Origin of the sequence: Psychrilyobacter sp. (genome assembly GCF_037132775.1) — a bacterium.
GTDB lineage: Bacteria > Fusobacteriota > Fusobacteriia > Fusobacteriales > Fusobacteriaceae > Psychrilyobacter.
The window spans coordinates 1-17,312 of sequence record NZ_JBAHZY010000148.1 but is presented as its reverse complement, the minus strand read 5'-3'; the positions used below and the strand labels follow the sequence as shown (position 1 = coordinate 17,312).

At 32.9% G+C, this 17,312-nt stretch carries 17 protein-coding genes; 5 read left to right on the top strand and 12 right to left on the bottom strand.

What is annotated here, in order from left to right; all coding sequences use genetic code 11:
* Window positions 1–150 precede the first annotated feature (150 nt).
* From V5784_RS11715 to V5784_RS11700, 4 genes are all read right to left on the bottom strand, one after another.
* Window positions 151–339, bottom strand: coding sequence for a hypothetical protein (locus tag V5784_RS11715; protein WP_336889205.1), 189 nt, complete (start codon window positions 337–339; stop codon window positions 151–153).
* 87 nt (window positions 340–426) lie between these two features.
* Window positions 427–582: a hypothetical protein gene (locus tag V5784_RS11710; RefSeq protein ID WP_336889204.1), complete on the bottom strand. Its 156-nt coding sequence runs from the start codon at window positions 580–582 to the stop codon at window positions 427–429.
* Window positions 583–589: 7 nt separating this feature from the next.
* Window positions 590–1,102, bottom strand: a complete 513-nt coding sequence (locus V5784_RS11705; protein WP_336889203.1) for an N-acetylmuramic acid 6-phosphate etherase — start codon at window positions 1,100–1,102, stop codon at window positions 590–592.
* Between the two features lie 20 nt (window positions 1,103–1,122).
* The gene (locus V5784_RS11700) at window positions 1,123–1,335 is read right to left on the bottom strand and encodes a hypothetical protein (RefSeq protein ID WP_336889202.1); all 213 of its coding nucleotides are present in this window, start codon (window positions 1,333–1,335) and stop codon (window positions 1,123–1,125) included.
* Window positions 1,336–1,609: 274 nt separating this feature from the next.
* On the opposite strand from V5784_RS11700, the gene V5784_RS11695 reads away from it, so the two are divergent.
* On the top strand, window positions 1,610–2,269 hold the full coding sequence (locus tag V5784_RS11695) for a hypothetical protein (protein WP_336889201.1): 660 nt from the start codon (window positions 1,610–1,612) through the stop codon (window positions 2,267–2,269).
* Window positions 2,270–2,319: 50 nt separating this feature from the next.
* Here V5784_RS11695 and V5784_RS11690 read toward each other — a convergent pair whose 3' ends face one another.
* Genes V5784_RS11690 through V5784_RS11665 form a run of 6 tightly spaced genes read right to left on the bottom strand, consistent with a single transcriptional unit; the run spans window position 2,320 to window position 7,411 of the window.
* On the bottom strand, window positions 2,320–2,772 hold the full coding sequence (locus V5784_RS11690; protein ID WP_336889200.1) for an aminotransferase class IV: 453 nt from the start codon (window positions 2,770–2,772) through the stop codon (window positions 2,320–2,322).
* Window positions 2,732–2,929 (bottom strand): hypothetical protein, encoded by a 198-nt coding sequence (locus tag V5784_RS11685; protein ID WP_336889199.1) that lies wholly within the window; start codon window positions 2,927–2,929, stop codon window positions 2,732–2,734. The genes V5784_RS11690 and V5784_RS11685 overlap by 41 nt, the downstream gene beginning before the upstream one ends.
* A 25-nt stretch (window positions 2,930–2,954) precedes the next feature.
* Entirely contained in the window at window positions 2,955–4,013 is a 1,059-nt protein-coding gene (gene leuB / locus V5784_RS11680; RefSeq protein WP_336889198.1) for a 3-isopropylmalate dehydrogenase, read from the bottom strand.
* 26 nt (window positions 4,014–4,039) lie between these two features.
* Window positions 4,040–4,579, bottom strand: coding sequence for a 3-isopropylmalate dehydratase (locus tag V5784_RS11675; RefSeq protein ID WP_336889197.1), 540 nt, complete (start codon window positions 4,577–4,579; stop codon window positions 4,040–4,042).
* Window positions 4,572–5,894 (bottom strand): 3-isopropylmalate dehydratase large subunit, encoded by a 1,323-nt coding sequence (locus tag V5784_RS11670; protein WP_336889196.1) that lies wholly within the window; start codon window positions 5,892–5,894, stop codon window positions 4,572–4,574. The genes V5784_RS11675 and V5784_RS11670 overlap by 8 nt, the downstream gene beginning before the upstream one ends.
* Before the next feature lie 2 nt (window positions 5,895–5,896).
* Complete coding sequence (locus V5784_RS11665) at window positions 5,897–7,411, bottom strand: 2-isopropylmalate synthase (RefSeq protein WP_336889195.1); 1,515 nt, start codon at window positions 7,409–7,411, stop codon at window positions 5,897–5,899.
* Between the two features lie 868 nt (window positions 7,412–8,279).
* Here V5784_RS11665 and V5784_RS11660 point away from each other — a divergent pair.
* Genes V5784_RS11660 through metH form a run of 4 tightly spaced genes read left to right on the top strand, consistent with a single transcriptional unit; the run spans window position 8,280 to window position 14,738 of the window.
* On the top strand, window positions 8,280–9,551 hold the full coding sequence (locus tag V5784_RS11660; RefSeq protein WP_336889194.1) for an O-acetylhomoserine aminocarboxypropyltransferase/cysteine synthase family protein: 1,272 nt from the start codon (window positions 8,280–8,282) through the stop codon (window positions 9,549–9,551).
* A 50-nt stretch (window positions 9,552–9,601) separates the two neighbouring features.
* Window positions 9,602–10,477: a methylenetetrahydrofolate reductase [NAD(P)H] gene (gene metF / locus V5784_RS11655; RefSeq protein WP_336889193.1), complete on the top strand. Its 876-nt coding sequence runs from the start codon at window positions 9,602–9,604 to the stop codon at window positions 10,475–10,477.
* Window positions 10,478–10,502: 25 nt separating this feature from the next.
* The gene (locus V5784_RS11650; RefSeq protein ID WP_336889192.1) at window positions 10,503–11,318 is read left to right on the top strand and encodes a homoserine O-succinyltransferase; all 816 of its coding nucleotides are present in this window, start codon (window positions 10,503–10,505) and stop codon (window positions 11,316–11,318) included.
* Window positions 11,319–11,336: 18 nt separating this feature from the next.
* A complete protein-coding gene (gene metH, locus V5784_RS11645; RefSeq protein WP_336889191.1) occupies window positions 11,337–14,738 on the top strand; it encodes a methionine synthase in 3,402 nt (1,133 codons plus the stop codon).
* A 129-nt stretch (window positions 14,739–14,867) separates the two neighbouring features.
* Here metH and iadA read toward each other — a convergent pair whose 3' ends face one another.
* Both iadA and nhaC read right to left on the bottom strand, forming a co-directional pair.
* Window positions 14,868–16,013 (bottom strand): beta-aspartyl-peptidase, encoded by a 1,146-nt coding sequence (gene iadA, locus V5784_RS11640; protein WP_336889190.1) that lies wholly within the window; start codon window positions 16,011–16,013, stop codon window positions 14,868–14,870.
* The gene (nhaC, locus tag V5784_RS11635; protein WP_336889189.1) at window positions 16,006–17,193 is read right to left on the bottom strand and encodes a Na+/H+ antiporter NhaC; all 1,188 of its coding nucleotides are present in this window, start codon (window positions 17,191–17,193) and stop codon (window positions 16,006–16,008) included. The genes iadA and nhaC overlap by 8 nt, the downstream gene beginning before the upstream one ends.
* Window positions 17,194–17,312 lie beyond the last annotated feature (119 nt).

Here is a 17,312-nt window from a genome sequence, read left to right as displayed (position 1 = left end):
ATATTCTCTAATTAGCTCTTTTCGTGCTAATTCATCAGGGGATAAATCTTTTCTTCTTTTTCTCATAAAAAAACCTCCAAATTAATGTAATTGTAGTTTACACTAATTTGGAGGTTTACACAAAATATGAGACAGACCCCAAAAAATTGCTTAAGTTTTTTCATAAACTGTTTGATAAACACGACCACCATAATCAACGGTTTTTAATCCTTCTAAATCTACTTTTCCCAAATTCTTTACCGATACTCTTAAACGTATCATACAGCTAGTATAACCACAAATATTATTCGTTTCTCCTGTAAGTTTCATTATTTTTTTTGCAATTTCCTTATAATCCATCTCTCCCCCTCTAACGACTTTCAGCCAAATGTATAATTAATAATTTATATCATTCGTGACTAAGCTTTTTCTTCTGACTTTAATTATTTATTTACTTACTACTTTTAATGCCTCTCTGATAAATCCTTTTTTTTCTGACAATAATATTTTAGCCTCCTTTACCTCTAAGCCTCCCAATATCATGAGGATAGCAGTCTTACAATGTCCCTTTGCATCTTTCAAAGCAGAATTGGCTTCCTTCATCCTACATTCAGTAGCTTCCATGACTATTTTTTTGTCTTTCTACCAATTTTTTATTGGTAGCTTCTACATCTACTATAAGGTTCCCATATACCTTCCCAATCTTTATCATAGACCCAGTTGTCAGCATATTTAACACCAATTTTTGTGCCGTTCCAGCCTTTAACCTAGACGACCCTGTGATCACTTCTCCTCCCACAACTGGAGATATTGAGATGTTTACAGATTTAGCTAGTATACTATTCGGGTTGCAGCTTAAACCTACTGTGATAGCCCTTTGTTTTTTTGCATATTCAATACCACCCATTACATATGGTGTCCTCCCACTTGCCGCTATTCCTACCAATATATCTTTAGAATTAAAGTCGATATTTTTTAAATCATTTCTACACAGCTCTTTATTATCCTCGGCGTTTTCCACGGCTCTCAAAATCGCATCTTTTCCTCCTGCAATAAGTCCTATCACCAGTTCTTTTGGTGTTCCAAATGTAGGAGGACATTCACTGGCATCTAATATCTCCAACCTTCCAGATGTTCCAGCACCTATATATATATGAGCCTGCCACCGTTTAAAAATGCATAACTTATCTTATCGATAGCCTTCGCGATATTTTCTAATTCTTTTTCTACTGCCAAGGCAACTTTTTTATCCTCATCATTTATTACTTTTACCATCTCCAAGGTATCCAGTAAGTCTATATTCATGGTGTTTTTATTCCTGTTTTCAGTTATCATCTGCTTTAAATTCAATTCCATAATTCCCTCCGTCAAACCAAATATACTCAATCGAATAGGTCATTCCATGCCCTAATTTTTCACAGTCACTCATCCTTTCTACTATTTTTTTGGTTTTTATTCTAGGTCTATCTACCTCTCTCATTTTATGATAGATTATACTATATAAAAAAATTATTTCGAAAAAATAATATTTTTTCAGTCTATAATAATTTTCTTATTATTCTCACCTTGTGATTAACTAAAAAGTAAGTTATAATACAACAACATTAAAAATATATATAGGAGGTATTCGATGAAAAATGAAGTTTTAAAATATATAAAATTATTTCTAGGTTTTTTTATCTGTTCCTTAGGAATTGTTATTATTATAAGGTCTGATCTAGGATTTTCTCCCTGGAATGTTCTCCACCAAGGTATCTCAAAAGTTGGAAACATCACAATCGGACAAGCCAGTATCCTTGTTGGAATCTTAGTTATAACTTTGGACGCATTCTTAGGAGAGCAAATAGGTAGTGGTAGTATATTTAATATCATATTTATTGGAAGTTTTATGGATTTAATTCTTTTTTCAAAATTGATCCCTTTAAGTCACAATCCTTTTATTGGTGTTCTTATGATGTTTATAGGGTTATTTATCCTAGGTATAGGATGTTATATGTATATATCTACTGGTCTTGGTTGCGGTCCTCGAGATGCACTGATGGTTGCTCTCACAAAAAAAACTAATTTTTCTGTGAGATTTATAAGGAGCAGTATTGAAATTACTGTTCTAGTTATAGGGTATTTTTTAGGAGGATATGTAGGAGTAGGTACCGTGATAACAGCAGTCTTCACCGGTAGTTTTATTCAATATGTTTTTAAGATGTTCAATTTTGACGTTAAATCGGTAATTCATAGGAATATAAAGGATGAAGGAATCCTTTTAAAAGCATATATCTCAAAAAAACAATAATAAAAAATGAGGCTCTCCCCTTTTGGGTAAGCCTCATTTTTCACTTAAATCTATTTAACATAAGTTAACCAAGAGTTATACTCTAACTTCTTTCCTTCTGTCATTTCAAAGAATATTTCTTGAATTTTTTCTGTAATAGGCCCCCTTTTACCACTTCCAATTTTTATCTTATCTACACTAGCTATTGGTGTTATTTCAGCTGCCGTTCCTGAAAAAAAGAGTTCATCTGCTGTATATAACGATTCTCTAGAAATTGTTTCTTCAACAACTTCGTACCCTAGGTCACGTACTATTGTAATTACAGAATCACGTGTGATACCAGTAAATGCAGATGATCCTGATTGAGGAGAATATATCTTTCCATTTGAAACTACAAACAAATTTTCTCCACTCCCTTCACTGACATTTCCAGAATAATCTAGTGCTATCCCTTCATCATATCCATTTTCCAATGCTTCCATCTTAATAAGCTGGGAACTTAGATAGTCTATCAATATGTTCATCTAATCTGAATATAGCTGTTCCTTTCTCTGTTTTATATGCTCTTATTCCTTCAAAAAAGCTGCTTCCATAATGCATTGCATGGGATAAAACATGAACCTTAGCATTATCATGATCTACCATCTCACCGTTCAACCATATTTTTTTAGTATCTATCATAATTCCCTCCTAGGTATATTATCTGTTAAATTTTTTTTACTATAAAGCTTGCCATCTCTTCCGTACCAACTAATTTAGTTGAATCTGTGTATATATCCCTCGTTCTCATACCATCATTTAAAACTTTTTCTACTGCTTTTTCTATAGCTATTCCTTCCTCTAGGAGTCCCATAGAATGCTTAAACATCATAGCTACCGATAAAATAGTGGCTATTGGATTGGCTATATCTTGCCCTGCTATATCTGGTGCAGATCCATGGATTGGCTCATATAACCCATATTTTTCTCCTATGCTGGCTGATGGCAACATCCCAATAGATCCCGTTATCATACTGGCTTCATCAGACAATATATCTCCAAACATATTCATAGTCAGGATAACATCAAATTGAGTTGGATTTATAAGTAACTGCATAGCGGCATTATCTACATACATATGATTTAATTCTACCTCTGGATAGTTTTTAGAAATTTCTATTACAACTCTTCTCCACAATCTTGAGCTTTCCAACACATTGGATTTGTCTACACTTGTAAGCTTTTTATTTCTTTTCATAGCTATTTCAAAACCTTTTATTGCTATTCTTTTTACTTCCTCTTCACTATAAGAAAGGATATCGTATGCCGACCCATCTTCTCTTATCCCTTTTTCTCCAAAATATATTCCTCCAGTCAATTCTCTGACTATACAGATATCAAGGCCCTTACCAATTATTTCTGTTTTCAATGGAGAAGCATCTTTTAGTGGTTCATATACTATAGCTGGCCTTAGATTGGTATATAGTCCTAATTCTTTTCTAATATTTAAAAGACCTCTTTCCGGTCTATCTTCTCCTTTTAGGTGATCCCATGTGGGTCCTCCTACAGCTCCTAGAATTATTCCATCACTATTCTTACACATCTCAATTGTTTTTTGGGGTAGAGGAGTCCCTTGATTATCTATGGCTATTCCACCAATATCGGCATAGTTTATATTAAATTTATGATTATATTTTTCTCCTATTTTTTTTATAACCTCTACTGCTCCCTCTGTTATCTCTTTACCTATCCCGTCTCCTGGCATCACAGTTATTCTATATTCCATCTTCTCCTCCTAATTTAATATAAATTCTATTTGTACATAAATCCATTTTGTATAGCATAATTAAATATCCCACCAGCTTTTATTATCCCTTCGATATCTCCTAACTCTCCTAAAATATATTCTTTATTTGTAGTTATATTTTTTAAAATATTTTCTGAAATTTCTACCTCATCTCCAGTTTTTATTTCATCTATCAGTCTATTTTTAGTTTCATAGGGAATCAAGAATCCTCCGTCTACAGAATTTCTATAAAATATTCTTGCGTAACCCTGGGCTACTACTGCTTTTATTCCTGCTTTCTCAAGTGAAAGAGGAGCATGTTCCCTAGATGATCCACATCCAAAGTTTTTCCCTGAAATCATTACTGTATAGTCCGATTCATATCTATCCTCCTCTATGAAGGGAACTTCGATAGTCTTTGGATCCATTCCAGACATGGCGTATTTACCATAATTTTTAGCCTCTTCCTCTATATCTGTTCTAAATACTAAATGTATGGCTGGAATTATCTGATCAGTATCGATATTATCTCCTACTACATATGCTTTACCTCTTATCTTATTCATCTATTCCCACCTCTATTTTTTTTATATATTTTCTTGGATCTGTTATTTTTCCAGTCAATGCTGATGCTGCGGCAGTATAAGGAGAAGCTAAATATACCTGCGAATCCATAGATCCCATCCTTCCATGAAAATTTCTGTTAGTCGTAGCTATAACTACTTCATCTGAGTGAGTTCTTCCAAAAGTATCTTCTGGTCCCCCTAAACATGCTGCACATGATGGTGGTCCTATCTTACATCCTGCATTTTCAAAAATTTCTTTTAAAGTTTCTCCCCCTATCTTAATTGTTTCAAAATTTCTTTCTACATTTCTTGTAGCTGGAACTATAAAAGTTTCTATCTTTACTTTTTCTCCTTTTAATATTTTAGCTGCGGCTATAAAGTCTGTAGTTTTTCCCCCTGTACAAGATCCTATATATGATCTTGTCACTTCTATGTGAGATAAATTTTCTGCCGGTTCTACATTTCCAGGAGAATATGGTTTTGCAACTACTGGAACTATCTTACTAGCATCATAGGTATGAACAGAACGATAGATTGCATCTTTGTCTGAGTTATGAACTTCGTAGTCTGTTATTCCTCTATCTTCTAAATATTTTTTAGTTACTTCATCTGCAGCTATTATTCCACATTTTCCTCCTGCTTCTATGGCCATATTACAGATTGTCATCCTCTCTTCCATATTTAATTTTGATATAGCGTCTCCTACATATTCCATACATCTATAAGTAGCACCATCAAATCCTATGTCTCCTATTGTTTGTAGTACTACATCTTTTCCCATAACATAACTTGAAAATTTTCCATCAAACTGAAATTTTATAGATTCAGGCACCCTCACCCATAGTTTTCCAGTCCCCATAATAAACCCTGCATCTGTGTTTCCTATCCCAGAAGCAAACTGCCCAAAGGCTCCTGATGTACATGTATGTGAATCTGTTCCAAATAGTACATCTCCTGGTTTATTGTGTCCTTCCTCTGCAAGAGCTACATGACATACACCCTTATAATTATCTGTAAAAGGTTCATAAAAATGTTTTATCTCCTGTTCTTTTGCAAATTGAGTTACATATTCTATATTTCTCATGGCATATTTATCCTTGGTAAATATATAATGATCTGGTATTAAAACTATCTTTTCTTTGTCCCATACTTTGGTATCTTCACCGAAATTCTTCTTAAATACCCCTATAGTTCCTGGTCCACATACATCATGTGTCATTAGTATATCCACATCCACCCAGATATTATCTCCAGGTTTCACTTGGGCTTTACTTGATTTATTTGCTAGAATTTTTTCTACTATTGTCATCGCCATATTTATATTCTCCCTTGCTCATCAAAATAATTATTTATAGCTCCTATATATGCCATTATACTGGCTTCTACTATGTCGGTACTCGTATGTCTTCCATTATAACTTTTATTATCTTTACCCAATCTTATAAAAACCTCTCCCTGTGCATCACTTCCACTTGTCACTGCTTTTATAGTATATTTATTTAATTCAAATTCTACATTTATAATCTTATCAATAGCTTTAAATGCCGCATCTACAGGACCGTCTCCAATAGCTACATTTTCTATTATTTTCCCATCCCTTCCCATATTTATAGATACTATGGGAGTGATAGTATTTCCTGTGTTTACAGTATATCTATTCAATGTATATGTCTTTTCTATTATTTTTGTATCATATATAAGAGCTTCAATATCTTCTGTAGATACATCTTTTTTCTTATCCGCAAGTTCTTTAAATCGTACAAAAATTTCTTCTATCTCCTCTCTGGTAAGTTCATACCCACATTCTATTAAATGATTTTCAAAAGCATGTTTCCCCGAATGTTTTCCAAGTACCATCTTATTTTGACTGAGCCCTATAGATTCAGGAGTCATAATTTCATAGGTTTCTTTATTTTCTAACATTCCGTGTTGATGGATTCCAGATTCATGAGCAAAGGCATTTTCTCCTACAATGGCCTTATTCGGCTGTACCTCAACTCCTGTTATTCTTGTAATAAGTTGACTGGTTTTGTATATTTCTTCTGTATTTATTCTATTTTCCCCAGGATAAATATCTTTTCTTACTCTCATAGCCATTACCACTTCTTCTAAAGCTGCATTTCCTGCTCTTTCTCCTATGCCATTTACAGTGCATTCTACTTGAGTAGCTCCTGCTTTTACAGCTGCCAGAGAGTTAGCTACTCCAAGTCCTAAATCATTGTGGCAGTGTACCGATATATCTACCATATTTATATTTTTTACATTTTCCCTTACCCCTTTTATTATCTTATAAAATTCCTCTGGGGTTGTATATCCTACTGTGTCAGGGATATTTATTACTGTAGCACCTGCTTCTATAGCACCTTCTACTATTTTATAAAGAAATTCAGGTCTAGTTCTAGTCGCATCTTCTGCTGAAAATTCTATATCATCACACTTAGATTTGGCATATTTAATCATCTCTACAGCCTGTTTATATACCTCTTCTGGAGTCTTTTTTAGTTTATATTTCATATGGATATCCGAAGTAGCTATAAATGTATGAATCCTTGGATATTTAGCCCCTTTTATAGCTTCCCATGTAGTATCTATATCTCCCTTTAATGCTCTTGCTAATCCTGCTACCCTTACGTTTGTGACGCTTTCGGCTATTGCCTTGACTGAATTAAAATCACCCTTTGATGAAGCTGGAAACCCTGCCTCTATTATGTCCACTCCTAATTTTTCTAGTTGTCTGGCAACCTCTATTTTTTCTCCTATGTTCATACTGCATCCCGGTGATTGTTCCCCATCTCTTAATGTTGTATCAAATATCTTTATCATCTTTTCCATTATTTAGTCCTCCTATTTTTTTCCTTTAATGATTATAAATTTTTTATAAAAAAAAGCAGCCAATAATATCAGCTGCCATCATAGTTATACTTATCCCGAGTATTTTAAAACAGGGTATTCAAAAGTATACAATTTCTCCAATATCATTTTTAATCTATTCAATTGCTTGCAACCTAATAGTAATAATAACAGCAGCAATAATAATAAATTTATAGATAAGATATTAGTTAAAATCATAATTTTTTCCTCCTTGTTTTGTAATTTAGAAGAATAATAACAGTTTATTTTTTTCCTGTCAACATTTTTTTCAAAATGAAATTCAATTTCCGTACTCGATACACGGACTAGCGGAACAAATTATTGGTATAATTGAGTCGAAAAAGTTTTAAAGAATAATATTTTTAAAAAAACTATTCAAGAAAAAAAAAAAAAAGACTTCAAAATGGATTTAATTTTTAGTTGGGTTTTTATAATTCTAGAAAGAATACAGTAACAAATATCATCTAAACTGTAGGAACTGTTATAAAAAATAATTGAGAAAATAAATAAATTTATTTTACATTTAAAAAAAATCGTGCTAGAATGTTTAAAAATTAGAACTTTAGTAACAAAAAAAAAGAGCTGATAGAAAACAAATAAAAATAAGTGAGCTGATTAAGATGGTTAATTCAAGAATTGGACAATTAAATATGCTAATGATGATGCTTTGGTAGGGTTTGTAACTTAAATTTTTAAAATTTAAGAACAGACTCGTTTTGTAGTAACTTACGAGTTTGTTCACAAGCATCTTTTACTAGAAAGCCTGTGGGAAACTCCGCAGGCTTTTTTATTTTACAAAATTTATTTAAAAATACAGGGAGGAACAACTATGAATTTAAAATTTGAGACATTACAATTGCATGCAGGACAAGTGAAAGATACTTTAACAGGAGCTAGAGCGGTTCCTATCTATCAAACTGCATCCTATACTTTTAAAGACGCCGACCACGGAGCTAGACTGTTTAACTTAGAAGAAGAGGGAAATATCTATACAAGAATAGGTAACCCTACAACTGACGTCTTAGAAAAGAGAGTTGCAGCATTAGAAGGTGGGGTAGGAGGATTAGCAGTAGCATCAGGATCCGCAGCTATCACTTATGCCCTCTTGACCATTGCCAGATCAGGAGACGAAATTGTTTCTGCAAAGGGAATCTATGGTGGAAGTTATAACTTTTTATCCAATACAATAGAGGACTTTGGGATCAAAACAAGGTTTTTTGAAACATCTGATCTGAAGACTCTAGAGGATGCCATAACTTCGAAAACAAAGGTCATTTTTATAGAAACATTGGAAAATCCAACAGGACAAATAGTTGATTTAGATGCCATATCAAAGATAGCTAAAAAATATAAGTTACCCCTAGTTGTAGATAATACCTTTGGAACACCATATCTAATAAGACCTATTGAACATGGAGCCAATGTTGTAGTTCATTCTGCTACAAAATTTTTAGGTGGTCACGGGACGACAATAGCAGGTGTTATCGTAGACTGTGGAAATTTTAACTGGAAAGATGATAAATTTAAATCATTTAATATTCCTGATCCCGGATATAATAATCTAATATATTCAGATCTAGGAGAACAGGCATTTATACTAAAAGCTAGAGTAAGACTACTCCGAGATACAGGAGCAGCTCTTTCTCCCTTTAGTGCATTTCTGATATTACAAGGGATAGAAACACTATCACTCAGAGTAGAAAGACATGTAGAAAATGCAAAAAAAGTAGCGGAGTATCTAAAATCAAATCCAGAAGTAGATTGGATCACTCATCCAGAGTTTACAACAGATGAACAAAAGAAATTAGCGAGTAAATATTATAAAAAAGGTGTAGGATCTATCTTTACTTTAGGTTTACATGGGGGAAAAGACAGGGCAAAAAGATTTATAGAAAGTTTGGAGATATTTTCTCATCTTGCCAATGTAGCTGATGCTAAATCTTTAATTATTCACCCTGCAAGTACAACTCATGGTCAGTTAAATGATGAACAGTTAAAAGCAGCTGGAATAAAACCAAATATGATCAGAATTTCAATAGGATTGGAAAATATAGGTGACATCATCGCAGACTTAGAAAATGCAATAGCAAATTCCAAATAAACTAAAAATAGTGTGTATATAGCTCTATTTCATTATACAAGGGAGAAATTATGAAGATAAAAGATATATTTAAAAATAAAGATACAGTGATCTCATTTGAGATTTTCCCACCAAACGATAAATTTCCGATAGAAAAAATATATAAAACCATCGATGAACTGGCAGAATTAAAACCGGATTATATAAGTGTAACATATGGAGCAGGGGGAACCACACAGAGCAGAACTGTTGAGATCACAAAAAGGATCAAAAATATAAATAAGATAGAAACCTTAGCTCATTTGACCTGTATAGGAGCTACTGAAGAATCTATAAATACTACTCTAAAGGAGTTAAAAAATAATGGGATCAAAAACATCTTAGCCCTGAGAGGTGATATTCCAAGAGACAAGGTCCATGATTCACGTTTCGGCTATGCTAGTGATCTGGTGAAACACATAAAAAAAGATGATACTTTTTGTGTAGCTGGAGCTTTTTATCCTGAGGTACACTCTGAAAATAATGACCTGTTAGATCTTTTTCATCTAAAAACAAAGGTTGAATCTGGAACTGATTTTTTAGTCTCACAATTATTTTTTGACAATGAAGATTTTTATAAATTTAAAGAAAAAACTCAAAAATTAAACCTAACCGTACCCTTAGTTGCAGGAATATTACCTGTGACAAATTATAACCAGATTGAAAAAGTAAGGGAACTATGCAACGCAAGGATTCCTAGAAAATTCAAGACAATATTGGAAAAATTCAAGGATAATCCAAAGGCATTAGAAGAAGCTGGAATAACCTATGCCACAGAGCAAATCATAGATTTAATAGCTTCTGGAGTAGATGGAGTTCATATCTATACTATGAACAAGGTCGACATAACTAGAAGAATTTTAGAAAATATAAAATACATTCGAAAAGGAATTAGGGAGGTCGAGTAAAATATCTATTCTATGTAATAACAATTTGAGTGGTATAAAAAATTCTAGGGATAACGGTATTATCTTTAAAAATAAAGAAAATTGTGAAGCAGGAGTAAAAATAGGAATTATAAATTTAATGCCCTTTAAAGAGGAGACAGAATCCCAATTTTTTAATATTTTAGGTCGGTATAACCTGATAGTAGAAATCGAATTTTTGTATCCAGATAACCACATTTCAAAAAATACCTCCATAGAATATTTAGAAAAAAACTATATCCCATTGAGTAAATTAAATGAAAAAAATTATCAAGGATTGATTATAACAGGAGCCCCAATAGAAGACCTAGAGTTTGAACAAGTAAGATATTGGAATGAGTTAAAACCTGCATTTGATTTAAATATCCCCAGCATCTATATTTGCTGGGCAAGCCAGGGAGCACTATATCATCACTATAAAATTTTAAAATATCCACTAAAAGAGAAAACCTTTGGAATTTTCAACCATAGAGTTTATAAAAACAAATTAATTCAATCAGAAGAATTTTATGCTCCCCATTCCAGAAATACCTACAATAAAAAAGAAAATATTACAGAAGTAGGACTTACGATAATAGCAGAAAATAAAAGGGTCGGAGTATATATGGTAGCTACAGAAGACTTGAAAAATATCTATATCTCAGGACATGGTGAATATCAAATAGATAGCCTGGATAAAGAATATCAGAGAGATTTAAAAAATATTCCTGAAAATTATTATAAAGACAACGACCCAGATAAAGAGATCTTATTTACCTGGGATAAACACAGGGATATTTTTTATAAAAATTGGTTAAAAATGATAACTGGAGAAATACAATAAGAACGGAGGTAGACGAATATGGATATAAAAGATCTTTTAAAAGAAAAAATAATGGTTTTAGACGGTGCTATGGGAACATCTATACAGAATTATAACTTAACCGAAGAAGATTTCCGGGGAGAGAAATTTAAAGATTCCCCTTCTAAATTAAAGGGAGTTAACGAAATCCTAAACCTAACTAGGCCCGATATTATAAAAAATATATATAACAGTTATATCATAGCTGGAGCAGATATTATAGAAACCAACACCTTTAATGGCAACACTATATCTATGGCCGATTATAACCTGGGAGATTTGGCATACGAAGTATCTTTCGCAGGAACTAAGTTAGCCAAGCTAGTGGCTTTAGATCATTTTGAAAAGACTGGAAAAAAGATATGGATAGCAGGTTCTATAGGTCCTTCAAATAAAAGCATAAGCCTCGATTCATCGGGAATAAGTTTTGATACATTAAAAATGGCCTACAAGAAACAAATTCGAGGAATCCTTCACGGGGGAGGAGATCTCCTCCTTATTGAAACTATCTTTGATGGTTTAAATGCAAAAGCAGCAGTTGTTGGAGCTGAAGAGGTCTTCTCTGAAGAGAGGGTAAGTCTTCCAATTATGATCTCAGCTACAGTAGATAAATTTGGAAGATTATTATCTGGACAGACTATGGAATCCTTGGTTATTTCTTTGGATAGAGATTCTATCCTATCCTTTGGTTTGAACTGTTCCTTTGGGGCTACTAAACTACTACCACTGATTCAAAAATTAGGAAATTTCACTCATAAACCTATCTCTATCTATCCGAATGCCGGATTACCCAATGAAATAGGGGAGTACAGTGAGACTCCAGAAGAAATGGTGAAAATTTTAAATGATCTAATAAGTCATTCAGGAATAAATATCGTGGGAGGATGTTGCGGTACAACTCCTAAACATATAGAGCTGATAGCAGAAGCGATAAAAAATAAAAATCCTAGAATTCTAAGAGAAAAATCCTTAAAGTTTAATATATCGGGAAATGAGGTTTTAAATGAAAAAGGCTTTTTAATCATAGGAGAGAGAAATAATGTAGCAGGATCCAGAAAGTTTGCAAGACTAATAAAAGAAAAAAAATATGATGAAGCTTTAGAAATTTCAAGAACTCAGGTAAATGGAGGGGCCCACATCTTAGATCTCAACCTAGACGATGGATTGATAGACTCCAAAACAGAGATGAAAAAATATATAAAATTGCTCCTATCTTCTGCTGATACTGCTAATATCTCCATTATGATTGACTCCTCTGATTTTAAGATAATAGAGGAAGGATTAAAAAATCTACCATCTAAGGGAATTGTCAATTCACTCAGTCTCAAAGATGGGGAAGATGAATTTATTAGAAAAGCTAAAATAGTAAAAAAATATGGTGCAGCTCTGGTAGTCATGGCCTTTGATGAATATGGGCAGGCAGATACATTCAGAAAAAAGATAGAAATTTCTAAAAGGTCCTATGATTTGTTGTTGGGAATAGGGTTTTCTCCTGCTGATATTATCTTTGATACTAATATTTTAACAATTGGAACGGGAGAAAAAACAGACAGAAATTATGCAAAAGATTATCTAAATTCTATAAAATGGATAAAAGAAAATTTACCCCATGCCAAAACAAGCGGTGGACTCAGCAATGTTTCATTTGCTTTTAGGGGAAACAATCCGTTAAGACACGTAATCCATCAAATATTTTTGAGGTTAGCCAAGAAAAGTGGGCTAGATATGGTTATAATGAATCCTGCAGAAAAGACAATTAAGATAAAAAAATCTCTGGAAGATAAGGTCTATAGCCTAATAATGAATACAGAGGATATCTTAGATTCATTGTTAGATGAACAAATAGAAAAAATAATAACTCCTAAAACAGCAGAGAAAGAATTAGATCCCAAAACCCAAATTATAGACAACCTAATTAATGGAAATAAATTAAATTTAACAGTCCTTATAGATCTGTTATTAAAAGAACATTCTCCTATCTCAATAATCCAAGATATATTGATGGAAGGTATGGAAAGAGTAGGAGAATATTTTAATACTGGAAAATTATTCCTACCCCAGGTAGTTAAGAGTGCTGTGATCATGAAAGAGGCAGTAACTCATTTAACTCCATTAATTAAAGATGAGAAAATTCAGATTGGAAACAGGGGAACTATTGTTATGGCAACTGTAGACGGGGATGTCCATGATATAGGAAAAAACATAGTCAAAACTGTTTTAGAGTGTAATGGATATAATATCATCGATTTGGGAGTAATGGTTTCTATGGATAGGATAATAACTGCAGTAAAAAATGAAAAAATCCATGGAGTTGCCCTCAGTGGACTCATCACACCGTCTCTCTATGAGATGGCAAAGATCGCTAAGAAGATGACAAATGAAGGGATAAGTATTCCTCTTTTCATTGGAGGAGCTGCTACATCTAAACTTCATACTGCAATAAAAATAGAACCGAATTATAGTGGCAAGGTATTCCATCTGACAGATGCTTCCAATACTGTAATAGTACTAGATAAAATTCTGAGAAGAGATACAAAATATAAAAATTCTATATTAAATTCATATGAAACTTTGAGAGAAACCTACAAAAAAAAAGAGGAAGAGAGATCTTATCTGAATTTAGAAGAAGCATTTAAAATGAGGAGAAAAATAACCAATAATGTAATAGACCCATCAAAAACTGGTATCTTTGACATAAAAATTACCCTTGCAGATATAGAAAAGTATATCACCTGGGATATATTTTTACATGATTGGAAAGTAAAAGAAACGCTAAAAGAGGAAGAAATTTTAGGAGACGCTAAAAAATATCTAGAAATATTGAAAGATAAAAAATTAAAAATATCTGCAAGATATGGTATTTTTAATGTCGAGAAAAAACCAATGGATATTTTAAAAATTAATGGTTTAGAACTTCCTATGGTAAGAACCCAGCAATGGAAGACTTCATTGTCATTAGCAGATTTTATAGAAGCTAAAGATTATATTGGAACTTTTGTAGTGTCGATAGATACCGTATCTGGAAAAACAGAGTATGAAGATATAATGTATAAATTACTGGCAAACAGGTTGACAGAAGCGGCTGCAGAATATTTAGAGAAAAAAGTAAGTGAAATAATCCAGGTTAAGATAAGACCAGCAGTAGGTTATCCTATTTTACCTGATCATTCTATGAAAAAAGAAATTTTTGATCTTATGAATGTTTGGGACTTAGGAGTTACTCTTAGTCCAACCTATACTATGACTCCTATCCATAGTGTCTGCGGTTTACTGTTTTTCAGCGAAAATGCTAGCTATTTTAATCTTGGAAAAATTGATGACAACCAGGTAAAATCTATGGCTAAACATCGAGGAGTTGATTTTAATAAAATGAAAGAAAATCTAGGTATTTCTATCTATTAATCAAACCAAAGATTTAAATATAAAAGCAGGGACTCCTAATTAGGAGTCCCTACTTTTTCTATTTTTCTATTCTTACAACTTTTTCCCCCGTTAACTTTAATGAGCTGCATTACAAGGCATAACTATATCTTATTCATACGTACCCTTTACTATAGTTTGTTTATTTTTCATCATATATCGTCCATTCATCAGAACAGAATTTAAATCCAAATTATTATCTAAAATAAGCAGATCTGCAAATCCATTTTTAGATATGATTCCTCTTCCCTTTAAATCAAGAGCTGCTGCTACATTTTCCGTACCAAGAGTTAAAGCTTCTTCAAAAGAAAGAATATCTTTGTTTGTTAAATCTTTGATAGTTTTATAGATAGTGTCACATGCTGCATGACCAATTTTATCTAATTTTCCCATTTTATCATAAGTAGACCAACTTCCTCTTCCATCTGAACTAAGAGTTATATTTTTTAAAGGAACTTCATTTTTTTTCATGATACTAAAAAGCTCAGGAAGAGGCACTATATTAGAATTATTGCATGCAGTAATATCTATGATCCCACCTCTTTTAGCAAAATCCATGGCCTCCTCAAACAATTCCTTATGTCTTCCAACATGAGTGGGTCTAAAATGGGATATAGAAAGGTCTGTTTCATCTAATATTTGATTAATAATAGAAAATCTCTCGGAACTATTCCCCATATGTAATTTAATGTAAGAAGCTTTTCCAGAAAGCATTCCACTTACTCTTATATCACTGACTAATTTTGTAAATTCACCCTTAGTAATATGAGAAGCTCTATGATCTGAAATAGCAAGTTTTACTCCCAAAATTTCTTGGATGAAAGTAATGTCTTTTTTTACACTTCCAGTTATAGTAGGACTCGGATATTCATATCCTCCAGTGAGACAGTAAGCCGTTATCCCTTCTTCTTTAAGAGCTTTAGTTTTCGCAAGTAGGTTTTCTACACTTCTAGTAATGGTATCTGTACCAAGAAGACCAACTACAGTTGTTATTCCACTTTGTATTAATTCACTTAACATAACTTCGGGAACTCTAGTATTAAAACTACCTTCCCCTCCCCCTCCAGTAATGTGAACGTGTTGATCTATGATTCCAGGAATAACAATTTTCCCATTTGCATCTATTATCTCTAGTTCTTTATGAGTAAATTGTATGTTATTTTCTATATCAATAACTCTATCGTTACATATTAGTATATCCTTAATCCCTAAATCTTTAGGAGAATAAACTTTTGCGTTTTTAATTAATTTAAACATCTTTTTCATCTCTCTGAATTCCAAAAGCAACCTTAAATTCCACTTTTTCTTTAGTGCTTAATTTAGTAACTCCTATCCCAGTAATAGCAAGAATCATCGCGACTACAATACCTGCATAATTCAAAACTGCCCATGGGAGGTATTCGAGTGTAGAAACTCCTAACGTCGCTGCCATATATGCCCCTGCAGCAGACCATGGAATTAAAGGAACTAAAACTGTACCTGAATCTTCAAGGGTTCTAGATAGATTTTTTGGATGAAGTCCTCTTTTAACATATGTATTTTTAAATAATTCTCCAGGAATAAGAATTGAAAGATATGAACTACCTGTTACAAATGCCATTATAAAGCAAGAAAAAATAGTTGATAAGATAATACCACTATCTGAACGAACTCTTTTTAAAATAGAGTTTAACACTGTATCTAGCATCCCTGTAACACTCATTATACCTGCAAATCCCATGGCACAGAAAATAAGAACAGTAGTGCCTGTAACAGAAACTACTCCTCCTCTGTCAATAAGTCGTGTAACTTCCCAGATGATCTTAGTTTCGGTACCGGTCATACCAACATTAAACCCTTTAACAAGAGAAGCTAAACCATCTTTAAGAGCAAACCCTTGTACAACAACACCTAAAATTATAGAAATAAAACTTGCACTTAACATCGTCGGAACAGCAGGCCATTTTTTTACAGAACCAAAGATAATTATAAATACTGGTAGCAATAACAATAGATTCCAACTATACATTGAATCTAATTGAGAAAGCATCGTATCTACAGTCTCAGGATTAGTAGTTTGACCACTAGAATTAAATCCTACAATTAAATATACTATAATAGAAATAATCGCTGCAGGGAGTGTAGTATAAAGCATATGTTTGATATGTTCATATAACTCACTTCCCGCAGCGATAGGAGCAAGATTAGTAGTATCTGAAAGTGGAGATAGTTTATCACCAAAATAAGCTCCAGCAACGATAGCTCCGGCGGTAGCAGGTAAAGAAATACCTAATCCACCAGCAATTCCCATAATAGCTACTCCTATAGTTCCAGCAGCTCCCCAAGATGTCCCGGTAACTGTAGAGACAAGAGCAGTAATCATAAATGCAGACACAAGTAAAAATTTAGGATTAATAATTTGTACACCATTATAAATTATGGTGGTCGTGTTTGTCAAACAGTTTATGAAAAAACTTAAGCAATTTTTTGAGTACCAAAATATACCTTAGCAGGTGTTTCATAATCTAAAGAACTATGTCCTCTATCGTTATTATAAAAATTAATATATCTTTTTAT

Bases quoted from the DNA above. Each gene is read 5' to 3' on its own strand.
- V5784_RS11715 (WP_336889205.1), bottom strand. From the start codon at position 339: ATGGATTATAAGGAAATTGCAAAAAAAATAATGAAACTTACAGGAGAA.
- V5784_RS11710 (WP_336889204.1), bottom strand. From the start codon at position 582: ATGAAGGAAGCCAATTCTGCTTTGAAAGATGCAAAGGGACATTGTAAG.
- V5784_RS11700 (WP_336889202.1), bottom strand. From the start codon at position 1,335: ATGGAATTGAATTTAAAGCAGATGATAACTGAAAACAGGAATAAAAAC.
- V5784_RS11695 (WP_336889201.1), top strand. From the start codon at position 1,610: ATGAAAAATGAAGTTTTAAAATATATAAAATTATTTCTAGGTTTTTTT.
- V5784_RS11690 (WP_336889200.1), bottom strand. From the start codon at position 2,772: ATGAACATATTGATAGACTATCTAAGTTCCCAGCTTATTAAGATGGAA.
- V5784_RS11685 (WP_336889199.1), bottom strand. From the start codon at position 2,929: ATGATAGATACTAAAAAAATATGGTTGAACGGTGAGATGGTAGATCAT.
- leuB (WP_336889198.1), bottom strand. From the start codon at position 4,013: ATGGAATATAGAATAACTGTGATGCCAGGAGACGGGATAGGTAAAGAG.
- V5784_RS11675 (WP_336889197.1), bottom strand. From the start codon at position 4,579: ATGAATAAGATAAGAGGTAAAGCATATGTAGTAGGAGATAATATCGAT.
- V5784_RS11670 (WP_336889196.1), bottom strand. From the start codon at position 5,894: ATGGCGATGACAATAGTAGAAAAAATTCTAGCAAATAAATCAAGTAAA.
- V5784_RS11665 (WP_336889195.1), bottom strand. From the start codon at position 7,411: ATGGAAAAGATGATAAAGATATTTGATACAACATTAAGAGATGGGGAA.
- V5784_RS11660 (WP_336889194.1), top strand. From the start codon at position 8,280: ATGAATTTAAAATTTGAGACATTACAATTGCATGCAGGACAAGTGAAA.
- metF (WP_336889193.1), top strand. From the start codon at position 9,602: ATGAAGATAAAAGATATATTTAAAAATAAAGATACAGTGATCTCATTT.
- metH (WP_336889191.1), top strand. From the start codon at position 11,337: ATGGATATAAAAGATCTTTTAAAAGAAAAAATAATGGTTTTAGACGGT.
- iadA (WP_336889190.1), bottom strand. From the start codon at position 16,013: ATGTTTAAATTAATTAAAAACGCAAAAGTTTATTCTCCTAAAGATTTA.